Origin of the sequence: Prosthecobacter sp. (assembly GCF_014879935.1) — a bacterium.
Lineage (GTDB): Bacteria > Verrucomicrobiota > Verrucomicrobiia > Verrucomicrobiales > Verrucomicrobiaceae > Prosthecobacter.
This window is the reverse complement of the sequence record NZ_JACSRD010000123.1, coordinates 75831-88223: the sequence shown is the minus strand read 5'-3', so window position 1 is coordinate 88223 and position 12393 is coordinate 75831. Positions and strand designations below refer to the sequence as shown.

Sequence of the window (12393 nt, the reverse complement as noted above, 5' to 3'; positions counted from 1 at the left end):
CGATCTTCCCAAGCAAATCTTGTCGCTGACGTTCCGCTCTGATAAAACCCCAAACAATCCGCTCACACCATGCCTGCTCATGATCGCATCCTCGCGTTTGTCACCGCAGTGAAATCCCGTCTCGATCTCGCATGGCTCGTGCGAGTTCTCTGCGGCTCGCTGCTCGCCATCGGAGTCGCACTTTGCATCTGGTGCGTGTGGTGGGTGGCGCAAGGTTACGCCGTGCCGCGTATCGGCTACATCGCCGCCGCTGTGCTCCTGCCGCTGCTCGCGCTGGCACTGTGGCTCGCAGGCCGCGTCTCAGCGCGCAAGGCCGCACGCGTCGCCGATGAGCACTTTGATCTCAAGGACGCCATCAGTTCGCATCTCGGCTTCAGCGAAGCCAAGCGCGAGGGCGAATTCATCGCGCTTCAGGCAGAAGCCACCGCCGTACGCGTGCAGGCGCTCTCGCCGCACAGCCTGCCGATCACCTGGCCGCGGCGCGTGCTGACGATCGCCGGCGTGCTGTTGATGGCCTGTTTCGTCATGGGCTTCAAAAAAGCCTCGCCCATCGTGCTGGAACGCATCGCTTTGGAAGAAGAGACGACCCGCAAGACCGACGAGATCAACGAGGAACTCGAAAAGCAGATTGAGGACCTGCTCAAAACCGCCAGCGAGGATGAGAAGGAGCTGCTGCGTCCCGACGAATGGCGTCAGTGGGTGAAGGAACTGCGCGAAACGAAGGATCAAAAGGCCGCGATGCGCCAGTACGCCGAACTCGAGCGCAAATTGACCGAAGCCGCGCAGAAGCTCAGCCAGCGCGACACCGAGCAATTGCTTTCCAAGGCCGCGCAGGAAATGCAGCAGGTCGCCGAGCTCAAACCCATCGCCAAATCGCTCGAAGAGCAGAACTACCGCAACGCCGCCGAGCAGCTCCGCCAGATGAAGCTGCAGGCCGATGTGCGAAAACCCGACGAGGCGCAGAAGGAACTGGCAAAACTCAAGTCCGCCTCCCAACGCATGGCCGCCGCCGCGCGCAACTTCCAGCAGCGCACCGGCAAGCAGGGCAATCAGAACCAGGGCAACCAGTCCCAGTCCAGCCAGAATCAAAACTCCCAACAGAACGGCAACAACCAGCAGCAGGCGCAGGGACAGCAAGGCAGCCAGGGCCAGCAGAGCATGGACCAGCAGATGGCCGCGCTCGAACAGGCCGTGCAGAACCTCGAACAGCAGCTTCAGCAGCAAAACCAGTCGCAGCAGAATCAAAGCCAGTGCCAGCAATGCCAGAACCAAGCCAACCAGCAGCTGCAGAGCCTCTGTCAGAGCATGTGCCAGTCCGCCGGGCAGCGTGACATGATGAAGAAGCTGCAAAAGCTCAGCCAGTGCGCCGGCCAGTGCCAGGGCTACCTCGGCAACAAAGAATGCCAGAGCCTGGGCCAATGCCTCGGCCAGAAACCCGGCGGCAAAAAAGCCGGATGGGGCAGCTCCGAAGACCGCCGCGCCGAAAGCGATCCCACCCGCGACAACGGCAACCGCGACCAGCTCACCGGCCAGAAAGGCGCCGGCCCCAGCAACACCAGCATCGAATCCGCCGACAGCGGCAGCGGCAAGGCCACCCGCACCGCCACGCTTCAAGAAAAAGTCTTCCAGCGTCAGGTAGAAAGCTTCATCCAACGCGAAGACGTGCCCGCCGAGGTCAAGGAAGGCGTCAAAGAGTACTTCAAGGGCATCCAGCAGGTCGGGGAGGAGAAGAAAAATGTCGAATGACGAATGTCGAATGACGAATGGTCTGACGCGGATGCCGTGGGAGGAGGAAGGCGCGGCTTTTGTGGTGTGCGAAGGCGCTGAGGCCACCAAAGGCATGAGTTACGATCTCGAGGAGCGCACGGCGCGCTTTGGAGAGTCCGTCATCGACTTTTTGAAACAGGTTCCACTGAATCCGCGCACGAACCGGCTTGTTGACCAGCTCACGGGTGCCGGAACCAGTGTTGGAGCCAATTATGTCGAAGCTGATGATGCCGTCTCCAAGAAGGAGTTCATCAAGATCATCGGCACCTGTCGCAAAGAGGCTCGCGAAAGCATGTTCTTCGCCCGCATGATCGTTCGAGCCTGCCCTGAACTCCGGGACACCGCCGTCCCCGTCTGGCGAGAGGCCCGGGAACTACACCTCATCTTCTCCCGCATCCGCCGCACCGCCCAGGAAAACCTCAAAGCCGAGACCGCACAGCCATCCCGCTGCCTCTGACTCATTCGTCATTCTGCATTCGACATTCGTCATTCACCATGTCCACCACTCCCACCTCAGTCACCCACTTCAAAGACACCTTTGAAAAACTCCGATCCGAAGTCTCCAAATTCATCGTCGGCCAGCACGACATCATCGAGCAAGTGCTCACTGCGGTCATCTGCGGCGGGCATGTGCTGCTGGAGGGCGTTCCCGGCCTAGGCAAGACGGCATTGGTGAACACGCTGGCCAAGGCGCTGCATTTGAAGTTCCAGCGCATTCAGTTCACGCCCGATTTGCTGCCTGCGGACATCGTGGGCACGCAAATCCTCGTCGAACGCGCCGGACAGAAGGTGTTCGAGTTCCAGCCTGGCCCGGTGTTCTGCAACGTGCTGCTCGCGGATGAAATCAACCGCGCCACGCCGAAGACGCAGTCCGCGCTGCTCGAAACGATGCAGGAGAAGCGCGTCACCGTCGCCGGCAAGTCGCACGACCTCGGCTCGCCCTTCTTCGTGCTCGCCACGCAGAACCCCATCGAGCAGGACGGCACCTACCCACTGCCTGAAGCACAGCTCGACCGCTTCTTCTTCAAACTCTTCGTGCCGGTGCCCAGCCACAGCGACTTCATCGAGATCCTCAACCGCACCGGCGGCAAATCGACACCCGACATCAACGCCGTCGCCACGGGCGAGGACATCCTGCAAATGGGCCAGCTCGTGCGTGAGGTGCCGCTGGAGGCCAGCGTGCAGGATTACCTCGTGCAGATCGTGCGTGCCACGCATCCCGCCGACACGAACGCGACCGATCGCGTGAAGAAATACGTCCGCCACGGTTCCTCGCCGCGCGGCGCGCAAACCATCCTCGCCGCCGCCCGCGTGCGTGCGCTGCTTGATGGCCGCTACCACGTCGCGCGCGAAGACATCGCCAAAGCGGCCACCCCCGCCCTCCGCCATCGCATCCTGCTCTCCTTTGAAGGCGAAGCCGAGGGCGTCAAAACCGACGAAGTCATCGCAGACGTGATCGAGAAGGTGAAGGCATGACCAACAACGCGACAGCGTCCTGGAGTGCTCCAGCCCTCTGGAGCTTTTCGAGCGTCCCCAGTGCAGCGAAAGCGCCAGAGGACTGGCGCACTCCAAGACGCTGCCGCGACGATCCATACTCCGTCTCCGCCACCGCATGACTCTCACCGATCCAGCTTTCATCCGCCGGCTTGAGTCGCTGTATCTTCTCGCGAGAAAAATTCTCGGGGGTTCGCTCCAATCCGACCGCAGGAGCACCAAAAAGGGCGCGGGCATCACCTTTGCCGATTACGCGCAGTACTCGCTCGGTGACGACTACCGCAGCATCGACTGGCGCGTTTACGCGAAGTTTGAGTCGCTGCTCATCAAGCTGTTCGAGCTCGAAGAAGACGCCACAATCTACCTGCTGGTCGATTGCAGCCCGTCGATGGCCTCCAAGCAGCACTACGCGAAGCAACTCGCCGCCGCGCTCGGCTACATCGCGCTCAACACGCTCGATCGTCTCGCGGTTTATGGCCTCGCCGATCACTTGAAGCCGCTGTTTGATCCCTGTCGCGGCCGAAACCAGGTGATTCCCTTTCTGCGCTCGCTGGACGCCGCGCCGGCCTTCGGCGGCAACACGGACCTGAGCACCTGTGCGCGCGAGTTCGAAGCGCGTCATCGCCGCAAGGGCCTCGTGTGCGTCATTTCCGACTTCCTGTTGCCCGGCGGCTTCGAGGAAGGCCTCAGCCGCCTGCAATGGCACAAGCACGACGTCTTCTGCCTGCAAACCCTCGACGACAACGACCTGCGCTGTGAGTGGAAGGGCGATGTGACGCTCGAATGCGTCGAAACGGGCCAAAGCGAGCGCGTGACCATCTCGCCGCATGAGGCGCGCCTGTATGAGCAGGCCGTGGCCGAATGGAACGACGGCTTGAAGCAGACCTGCGCCAAACGCGGCCTCGGCCTCATGTCCACGACCACGGACATCTCCTTTGAACACGTCATCACCGACCTGCTGCGTCGCGGAGGGCTGGTGACATGAGTTTCCTCGCTCCAGCCTTTCTGTGGACGTTCGTGGCGCTTGCGCCGCTGGCGGCGATCTACTTTCTCAAAGTGCGGCCACGCAAGAAGCCGGTGACGGCCTTCTTCCTGTGGCAGAAGATCTTTTCCGAGAAGAAAGCCTCCGCGCTCTTCAAACGGCTGCGCGATGTGTTCTCGCTGCTGCTCATGGCGGCGGCATTTGCGGCGATCGCGCTCGCTTTGGCGGAGCCGGACCTTGCGGGCGATGAACGGAAGGATTTGCTGATCGTTGTTGATCATTCCGCGTCGATGTCCGCCAAAGACGGCACGACCACGCGGCTCGAAAAAGCCAAAAAGCGCGCGCGCGACCTCATTGCAGGCATGAACGGCACGCAGCGCGCTGCTGTGGCCTCTTTTGCCGAAGTCACGCGCATGCTCGCGCATCCCACGCGGCATCGGAAGGCCTTGCTGGAGGCGGTGGATGGCATTCAGCCCACCGAACTGCCCTCCCGCGTCGAATCGCTGCGCGCGCTGCAACCTGGCGACGAGTGGATGAAGGACACGCGCGTGCTGCTGATCACTGACGGCTGCCTCGACGAGCCGGATCGCCTTCCTGGTGTCGAAATCCTGCGCCTTGACGACGGAGCGAAAAACGCCGGCATCGCGCGTGCGGACCTGCGCAGCGTGCCGGGTGGTCCGCAACGGCTCGGTTTGTTTCTGCTGCCGGTTTCCTCATTCCCCGCGCCGGTGAAGACCGACATCACGCTCACGCACGTCGATTCCAACACGCTGGTGAAGCTGATTCCGATCGAATTGAAGCCCGGTGAGAATCCAGCGGTCACGCTGACACTCGATGACGCGCCCACCGGCCGCTGGAAGGCCACACTCGGGCTTGAGGACGCGCTGGAAGCTGACAACACGGCCTTCCTGCACGTGCCGCCGCGTCAACCCGTGCCTGTTGGCGTGGTGGCGGATGATCCGTTTTTCTTCCAGAACGCCGTCAGCGCCTTCGAGCGCAGCGATCAACTGCTCGCGCTCGCGCCCGATGCCAAATCCGCCAGGCTCATGCTCAGCAAGAGCAAGGTGCCCACCGATGTCAGCGCCATCGTGTTTCATCCAGCGGGTGAATCGACCGCATGGGCGAAGGTCGGCGACGAAATCGGCACGCCGGTGCCCAAGGTGTTCATCAAGGACCACGCGCTGCTGCGCTACCTCGACGCGGAGACGATGAGTTTCGCCGGTGCACGTCAAATCACCGCGCCCGCTGGATCCGTGGTGCTTGTGGCCGATGAATCCGGGCCGCCGCTCATTTATCTCACGCGCATTGGCGCGCAGACCGTCTGCGTGGTGAATCTCGATCCCCTTGCGGCCCAGTTTTATCTCAGCGCTTGGTTCCCGGTTCTGATTCACAACGCCGCCGCGCATCTCACGCATCGCGAAGATCTCCCGCCCGCCACACTCGCCACCGGCAGCAGCGCCCGCGTGCCCGGACGCGCCGACGAGACGCCCTACGGCCCAATTTTGACCAGCGGCTTTCACGAAACGGGTGAATGGACGCTCGCTGCCTCGCTCGTCTCGCCCGAGGAGAGCCTGCTGCGCAACGAGACGCTCAAAGAAAGCCTCAAGCCCATCGCCAGCGGTGAGGCGCCGAGCTACTGGCTGCTCGTGCTCGCCATCCTCGTGCTCGCCGGCGAGTCGATCCTTTACCACAGGAGGAAGGTTGGATGAGCGCGCCGATTGACATCCCGAGCGCAGCCATGCACACTCCGTCCCATGGTCACTGGTCCGGACGCTCTCCGCAAAGTGCGCTTGAATCAGCGCAAGCTCTCCTATCTGGAATTCCTCGCCCAGATGGAGCGGAATCATCCCCAGAACGCGAAGCTCTACGCCGAGTTCAGGCGCAGGCATTCGCTGAATCCTCTCGACAAGCCGGGCACCATCTCCTTTTCCGAGATGCTGGCGATTGGCTCACGCGGCTGAACTCAGCGCAGGCGGCGTTCGGTCGCGAGCATCGCACCTGGAGGCAGGAAGATGCAGGTCGCATCTACAAGTCCACCTATCCAAATCAATTCGGCCGCACGGCATTCTATGGCAGCGGCGGTCTGGGGAACACAGATGCCCTTCCGTTTGAGTACCTGACACGTCTGGCGCTTCACAACGAGATCTTCGGCGATGATGTGGTGATCGAATGCACGCTGGAAGATGATCAGGGGCGTCTGGTCACGGTCATCTCGCAGAGCTTCATTGAGGGAGATCATCCTTCGCAGGCCCACATCGACGAATACATGACGGCGGAGAGATTTGTGAAGACGCGTTCGGGAGACTGGTATCGTGCGACTGATGACATCGCGGCATTTGATGGTCATCCGGGAAACTTCATCCACACGCCAGATGGCAACGTGGTGCCCATCGACCTCGTGCCGATCCGTCATCCCGACGCGGACCATCTTTTTATGCTGGGGGTGCCGAAATCATGAGTTTCACCACCTTCACACCGCTGTTCTGGCTCGTGGTGCTTCTCGCTGCGGCGTGGGGCTACTGGCAGTCGCTGGTGGACCGGCCGTCAGGCTTGAAGATTGCGTCGTTTGCGCTGCGACTGCTCGGCGTCGTGCTGCTCGCGCTTGCGCTGTGCCAGCCGTATGTGGGCGAAGAGTCGGACGAGGCGCATGTGGTGTTTCTGGTGGACGTTTCGCAGTCCGTGGACCTCGAATCGGCCAAACAGGCGCTCAAGCAGGTGGATGCAGGCGTGAAGGCCCTGCGCTCGCAGGACACGCACTCGCTGTTCGCGATGGCGAACGGTCTGCGCGACAAGAAACTGCCGGACTTCACGAAGATGCTCGAGGATTGGACGAAAGGCGTCGCCGATGACGCTTTCCGTGCCCACACGCGACTCGGCGACTCGCTGCTCGCGGCAAGGTTGGCGTTCCCGGCCGGCAAGGCGAAGCGCTTGATCGTCTTCAGCGATGGCATCGACACCGAGAGCGGTGCGGACGCGGCGCTGGAGCAGTTGAAGCGTGAGAACGTCGATGTGCGCTTCATGCCATTGAAGACACTCAGCGAACCGGAGGCCGCGCTAGTGGCGCTGGAGAGCGCCTCCCCCTTCGCCTTCCACGGCGAGGTGCTGCGCCTGACCGCACGTGTGACGGCCAACCAGCCGATGAACTCCCGTGTGCGCCTCCTGAACAAAGGCGTGGCCGTGCAGGAGAAAACGGTGGCACTCAAGCCCGGCGAGGACGCGAAGGTGTGGTTCGACACCGAGATGACCACGCCGGGACCGAGCGTGTGGAGCGCGGAGATCGTGCCGGAGCGCGATCATTTCCCGATCAACAACCAGGCGACGACCACGATCACCGTGCGCGGCAAGCCGCGTGTGCTGGTGCTGCATCAGGACGAGAAAAAGATGCGGCCGTTTGCTCGCGCGCTGAAGGAGCAGGACTTCGACGTCGATCTGCGCGGCAAACGCGGCCTGCCGGAGAGCATGGAGGACCTGCTGGCCTTCGACGCGGTCATCCTGGCCAATTTCGCCGCCACCGACATGACGCCGCGGCAGATGAGCCTGCTGCGCAGCTACGTTTCCGACTTCGGCGGCGGCCTCATGATGACCGGGAGCGAGAACAGCTTCGGTCTCGGCGGCTACTACAAGTCGCCGGTTGAGGAAGTGCTGCCGCTGGTGTCGCGTTTTGAGAAGGAAAAGGAAAAACCGTCGCTCGCGATGGCGCTCGTCATCGACAAGAGCGGTTCGATGAGCGGCCTGCCGCTGCAAATGGCACGTCAGGCAGCCAAGAGCGCGGCGGAGTTGCTCGGACCGCAGGATCAGATCGCGGTGGTGGCGTTTGATGACCAGGCGCAGATCATCTGCGAGATGACGCCCGCCTCGCAGCAGGGGACGATCCAGGCGGCGATCGACTCCATCGCGGAAGGCGGCGGCACGTTCATGTATCAGGGCATGGTGGCTGCGAAAGACATGCTGGAGCGCACCACGGCGAAGGTGAAGCACATGATCTGTCTCACCGACGGCCAGACCAACGACGCGGATCACATGGGCCTCGTGCAGCAACTCGTCGATGGCGGCGTCACGGTGTCGTCAGTGGGCCTCGGTGAAGGTGCGGCGCGCGAATTGCTTCAGCAGATCGCCGAAGCAGGCAAAGGCCGCTACTACGAGAGCAACGATCCCGCGACGCTGCCGCAGATTTTCACGAAGGAGACCACGCAGGCCTCGAAGAGCGCGGTGCAGGAAGGTGTTTTCACACACATCGGGATCACCGAGCATCCGATGATCAGCGGTTACGAAGCGGAAGGACTGCCTGTCGTGCTCGGCTACGTGATGACGGAGGCGAAACCGGCCGCGCAGGTGCTGCTCGGCGCGGAGAGCGGCGATCCGCTGCTCGCGGTCGGTCGTTTTGGTCTCGGCATCGGTCTGGCCTATACGGGTGATCTCACAGAGATTTGGGGCGGAGAATGGCTCGCGTGGGACGGCTGCGGACGTTTCTGGGCGCAGGTGCTGCGCGGAGCGCTGCGGAAGGCCGATGTCGAAGGCCTCGAAGCCCGTGGCGAGGTGCGTGACGGCACCTGGGTGATGAAAATCGAACGCCGTGGCGAGGATGGCGCGCCAGTGAGCGGCATCGGCTGGAATGCGCAGGCGCTGGATGAAAACGGCAACACCCAGGACGTCGTCATTCGCGAAACGGGCCTCGGCCGCTACGAAGCGCGCCTGTCGCTCGGCACGCGCAAGCATCTCAGCCTGCGCCTGCATGACCGTGACCATGACAAACTCGAAGTGAAGCACTACCACGCGCCTTATCCGGCGGAGTATCGGCTCAACGGCAAGACACCCGAAACGATGCTGGCCCTGTCACGCTACGAGCCAGCGGCCATCGTCACCGGTCTCGCTCCCGTGGCCCAATTGAAGCCCGTCGGCCACTGGTTCGCATGGAGCGCGCTGCTGGCGCTGCTCGGCGGGGTGTTGCTGCGACGGATTTGATGGATGGTTGGAGTGGTGGATTATTGGATGAATGCTCCAGAGCAGCATGGGGCTGCGCCATCAATCCCCAGCCCACTGTTTTCGCGGTTGCTGATGCTACGCGGCGCTGCATATCACCTGCGCATGAAAATCGTTCTTCTCGACGCCCACACCGCGAATCCTGGTGATCTTTCCTGGCAGCCGCTCGAAGCCATCGCGCCCTGCGAGGTGCACCCACGCACGCCGCTGGATCAAACGGTGGCACGTTGTGCCGGCGCCGAGGTGGTGATCACGAACAAAGCTCCGCTGACGCGTGAAATCATCGCCGCGCTGCCGGATTTGAAATACATCGGCGTCACGGCCACGGGATTCAACATCGTGGATGTCGTCGCGGCGAAGGAACGCGGCATCGTGGTGACGAATGTGCCGGGCTACAGCACGCCGGCGGTCGCGCAGCATGTGATCGCGCTGATGCTGGAACTGACGAACCACGTCGGCCATGCGGCGAAGAGCGTGGAGGAGGGCGGATGGACGAAGTGCCCCGATTTTGCTTACTGGGACCATCCGATCATCGAACTGGCCGGCCGCACGCTGGGAATCATTGGTTATGGCGAGATCGGCAGCGCCGTGGCGCGTATCGGCGTCGCCTTTGGCATGAAGGTTCTCGCCTCGAAGCGCACGTGGAAGGAACCGCCGCCCGCAGGTGTCGAGGCCGCCGTGATCGACGACATCTTCCGTCAGTCCGATGTCATCAGCCTGCATTGCCCACTGACCGATGCCACGAAGCATCTGGTTGGCGAACGCACGCTCGGTTTGATGAAACGTGAGGCGTTTTTGATCAACACAGGCCGCGGACCGCTGGTGGATGAATCCGCGCTGGCGAAAGCACTCAACGAAGGACGCATCGCCGGAGCCGGACTCGACGTGCTTTCCGTCGAACCGCCGAAGGACGGCAATCCGCTCATCGGCGCGAAGAACTGCCTCATCACTCCGCACATCGCCTGGGCCAGCCGCGAATCGCGTTCACGCCTCATCGACATCACTGCCGCAAATTTGAAGGCGTTCCTGGCGGGCAAACCGGTGAATGTGGTGAACGGGTGAGCCTTGCCTGCGGTAAGCGAGTCAGTGGGCACGAGGGCCTTGTCCACGCTGGAGACGTCCTTGCGTGATTCGGGGTCACGGTGCATGGTCAATGCCATGGAACATCGTAATCCATTTCCAGGCATGAATCCGTTCATGGAGCGGCGCTGGCGTGATGTGCATCTCAAGCTGATCGCTTTCATCAGCAACGAACTTGGGGTTGAGCTGCCGGAGAGCTACTCGGCGCTGGCGGAGGAGCAGGTGAATGTCTTCGGTGGTGATGCCGGGGTGTATTATCCGGACATCAGCATCGTGGATGAGCCGTGGAAGCGGGGGCTGCCTCCGGTTTGGACGCCTGAGCATGAGTCCGGTGTGGAGAGGGTGGTGGCCGAGCCGGAAATCGTGAATGTGGAGACGCCGCCGGAACGCTGGGTCGAGGTGCGGCATGATGACGGCACGCTCGTCACTGTCATTGAAGTGATCAGTCCCACGAACCGCGACTCAGGCCGGCTCGCCTTTCTCACCAAACGCCATGACTACATCGCGGCCGGTGTGAACGTGGTGGAGATTGACCTTCTGCGCCAGGGACGGCGATTGATCGATATGGACGCCAGGGACTACCAACGGCGCTTCCCGAATGCTGGCGAGCATTACACAGTCTGTGCCATCCGCGCCGGCATGCCGGACCGGCGTGAGATTTACATCTGCCCGCTGCGCCAGCGGCTGCCGGTGATCCGCATTCCACTCCGTCCGCCTGATCCCGATGTGCCACTGGATCTCCAGAAAATGCTGGATCGAGTCTATGAAAGCGGGCGCTACTGGAAGCTCAACTACCAGGAGCCGCTGGAACCTGCGCTGCCAGAGGCGGAGCAAAGCTGGGTGGCGGAGCAGTTGAGCAAGAGCGGCTTTGTGGCATGAATGACCAGGGCAAACTCTCCGAGCAGCCGCGAATCACGCTCCCGCCTCATCGACATCACTGCTGCGAACTTGAAGGCGTTCCTGGCGGGGAAGCCGGTGAACGTGGTTAGTGGGTGAGGTTCCGCGGTTTTTCACGATTAGCCGAGGGGGGAAACGTAATAGCGGCCCCATCACTGGGGCCGGGCAGCAGCCCGCGCCGCCTCGATCACTGCCAAAGTCGTGCGGAAGTTGGTTTCCGACCTCAGGCGGCTCACCACGTCATCGTAGTCGAGCCAGCCACGCTCGGCTGCCTGTGCCAGAATGTTCAGCGTGCCTGCGGTGATCAGGCCTCGCTCACGAGCCGCACGCCGGCCGTCCATTTCATCGATCAAGATCACATCAGCATTCCATTCGAGGGCGAGCGTGATCGCCTCCGCCTCACCGGCGTCGAGGAGGCTGGCCAGCTCTGGCGGAACCTGTTGAGCGGAATGACACACCAGCCAGTCTGGCGGCTCCGCTGCCCACTCCCGCAAAACCGCCGGAGCACGCGGATGAAGACATTCCTTCATCACCGTCGCCGGGCAGTGAACCTTTCCAAACAGACGCGGCAGCACATCGAGCAAACCCAGCACCGCCAGATAGCGCAGCGGCGTCGTGTCACTCACGACGATCATGCGTTCAACAAAGCGCTGAGTTGCCGGCCGTCCTCCGTCACCTGCTTTACCGTAGTTCCCGGCCAGGCATCATGCGCGGAAAGAAAATCCTCTGTCTCCCAGCGTGACTCATGCCCCATCAGCACCCGCACCTGGGCGGCTGAAAGAATGCCCTGCCGGTAAGCCTCCACCGCAAAACCTTCCAGCAACACACGCGGCAGCGATGCCTCCGCCCGCTTCAGCGGCGCAGCGAGCGCCTCCGGGATGTCGAGGGTCATGATCATGTGCATTGGGTAACGCATGCCCCGCCTTTCGGCAAGATTCGAGTCTCAAGCGGTGATTCGGAACGGTGTGGTGTTTGGGAAATTCCTTTGGCAAAACCAACGCCTCTCTCACAAACTGGTCATCATGGGCCTCACGATTACCGCTCTCGGCATCTATCAGACTGGCAAAATAGCGCTCCCGCTTTTGCGAGCAGGCTACAAGATGGTCCGAGCCCAAATTGCTGACTCCAAAGAGCCGGGTGAGGTCGAATCGGCCGTCCAGGACATACTTGGAGAGCGCATCAAGACGCTGGTG

General features: G+C 62.1%; 12 protein-coding genes. 10 read left to right on the top strand and 2 right to left on the bottom strand.

Features of this window, described 5'->3' with window-relative positions:
* Positions 1-69 precede the first annotated feature (69 nt).
* The 10 genes from IAE77_RS09465 to IAE77_RS09420 all read left to right on the top strand — a co-directional run bounded on the left by IAE77_RS09465 (position 70) and on the right by IAE77_RS09420 (position 11182).
* On the top strand, positions 70-1746 hold the full coding sequence (locus IAE77_RS09465) for a hypothetical protein (protein WP_294225213.1): 1677 nt from the start codon (positions 70-72) through the stop codon (positions 1744-1746).
* Between the two features lie 10 nt (positions 1747-1756).
* Positions 1757-2224 (top strand): four helix bundle protein, encoded by a 468-nt coding sequence (locus tag IAE77_RS09460; RefSeq protein ID WP_294225208.1) that lies wholly within the window; start codon positions 1757-1759, stop codon positions 2222-2224.
* Between the two features lie 38 nt (positions 2225-2262).
* Complete coding sequence (locus IAE77_RS09455; RefSeq protein WP_294225205.1) at positions 2263-3243, top strand: MoxR family ATPase; 981 nt, start codon at positions 2263-2265, stop codon at positions 3241-3243.
* Positions 3244-3379: 136 nt separating this feature from the next.
* Positions 3380-4246 (top strand): DUF58 domain-containing protein, encoded by an 867-nt coding sequence (locus IAE77_RS09450; protein ID WP_294225202.1) that lies wholly within the window; start codon positions 3380-3382, stop codon positions 4244-4246.
* A complete protein-coding gene (locus tag IAE77_RS09445; RefSeq protein ID WP_294225199.1) occupies positions 4243-5952 on the top strand; it encodes a BatA and WFA domain-containing protein in 1710 nt (569 codons plus the stop codon). Before IAE77_RS09450 ends, IAE77_RS09445 begins: the two co-directional genes overlap by 4 nt.
* A 45-nt stretch (positions 5953-5997) precedes the next feature.
* On the top strand, positions 5998-6204 hold the full coding sequence (locus IAE77_RS09440; RefSeq protein ID WP_294225542.1) for a hypothetical protein: 207 nt from the start codon (positions 5998-6000) through the stop codon (positions 6202-6204).
* Positions 6201-6701: a hypothetical protein gene (locus IAE77_RS09435; RefSeq protein WP_294225538.1), complete on the top strand. Its 501-nt coding sequence runs from the start codon at positions 6201-6203 to the stop codon at positions 6699-6701. Before IAE77_RS09440 ends, IAE77_RS09435 begins: the two co-directional genes overlap by 4 nt.
* On the top strand, positions 6698-9205 hold the full coding sequence (locus IAE77_RS09430; RefSeq protein WP_294225196.1) for a VWA domain-containing protein: 2508 nt from the start codon (positions 6698-6700) through the stop codon (positions 9203-9205). Before IAE77_RS09435 ends, IAE77_RS09430 begins: the two co-directional genes overlap by 4 nt.
* A gap of 123 nt (positions 9206-9328) precedes the next feature.
* Complete coding sequence (locus IAE77_RS09425; protein ID WP_294225193.1) at positions 9329-10285, top strand: D-2-hydroxyacid dehydrogenase; 957 nt, start codon at positions 9329-9331, stop codon at positions 10283-10285.
* 84 nt (positions 10286-10369) lie between these two features.
* Positions 10370-11182 carry a DUF4058 family protein gene (locus IAE77_RS09420; protein WP_345780975.1) on the top strand — a complete coding sequence of 271 codons (813 nt, stop codon included), beginning with the start codon at positions 10370-10372 and terminating at the stop codon, positions 11180-11182.
* 170 nt (positions 11183-11352) lie between these two features.
* Here IAE77_RS09420 and IAE77_RS09415 read toward each other — a convergent pair whose 3' ends face one another.
* The gene (locus IAE77_RS09415; RefSeq protein ID WP_294225187.1) at positions 11353-11835 is read right to left on the bottom strand and encodes a hypothetical protein; all 483 of its coding nucleotides are present in this window, start codon (positions 11833-11835) and stop codon (positions 11353-11355) included.
* On the bottom strand, positions 11832-12092 hold the full coding sequence (locus IAE77_RS09410; protein WP_294225184.1) for a UPF0175 family protein: 261 nt from the start codon (positions 12090-12092) through the stop codon (positions 11832-11834). Before IAE77_RS09410 ends, IAE77_RS09415 begins: the two co-directional genes overlap by 4 nt.
* Positions 12093-12393: the final 301 nt, after the last annotated feature.

Bases quoted from the DNA above. Each gene is read 5' to 3' on its own strand.
- IAE77_RS09460 (WP_294225208.1), top strand. From the start codon at position 1,757: ATGACGAATGGTCTGACGCGGATGCCGTGGGAGGAGGAAGGCGCGGCT.
- IAE77_RS09445 (WP_294225199.1), top strand. From the start codon at position 4,243: ATGAGTTTCCTCGCTCCAGCCTTTCTGTGGACGTTCGTGGCGCTTGCG.
- IAE77_RS09415 (WP_294225187.1), bottom strand. From the start codon at position 11,835: ATGATCGTCGTGAGTGACACGACGCCGCTGCGCTATCTGGCGGTGCTG.
- IAE77_RS09420 (WP_345780975.1), top strand. From the start codon at position 10,370: ATGGTCAATGCCATGGAACATCGTAATCCATTTCCAGGCATGAATCCG.
- IAE77_RS09425 (WP_294225193.1), top strand. From the start codon at position 9,329: ATGAAAATCGTTCTTCTCGACGCCCACACCGCGAATCCTGGTGATCTT.
- IAE77_RS09410 (WP_294225184.1), bottom strand. From the start codon at position 12,092: ATGACCCTCGACATCCCGGAGGCGCTCGCTGCGCCGCTGAAGCGGGCG.
- IAE77_RS09455 (WP_294225205.1), top strand. From the start codon at position 2,263: ATGTCCACCACTCCCACCTCAGTCACCCACTTCAAAGACACCTTTGAA.
- IAE77_RS09465 (WP_294225213.1), top strand. From the start codon at position 70: ATGCCTGCTCATGATCGCATCCTCGCGTTTGTCACCGCAGTGAAATCC.
- IAE77_RS09430 (WP_294225196.1), top strand. From the start codon at position 6,698: ATGAGTTTCACCACCTTCACACCGCTGTTCTGGCTCGTGGTGCTTCTC.
- IAE77_RS09440 (WP_294225542.1), top strand. From the start codon at position 5,998: ATGGTCACTGGTCCGGACGCTCTCCGCAAAGTGCGCTTGAATCAGCGC.
- IAE77_RS09450 (WP_294225202.1), top strand. From the start codon at position 3,380: ATGACTCTCACCGATCCAGCTTTCATCCGCCGGCTTGAGTCGCTGTAT.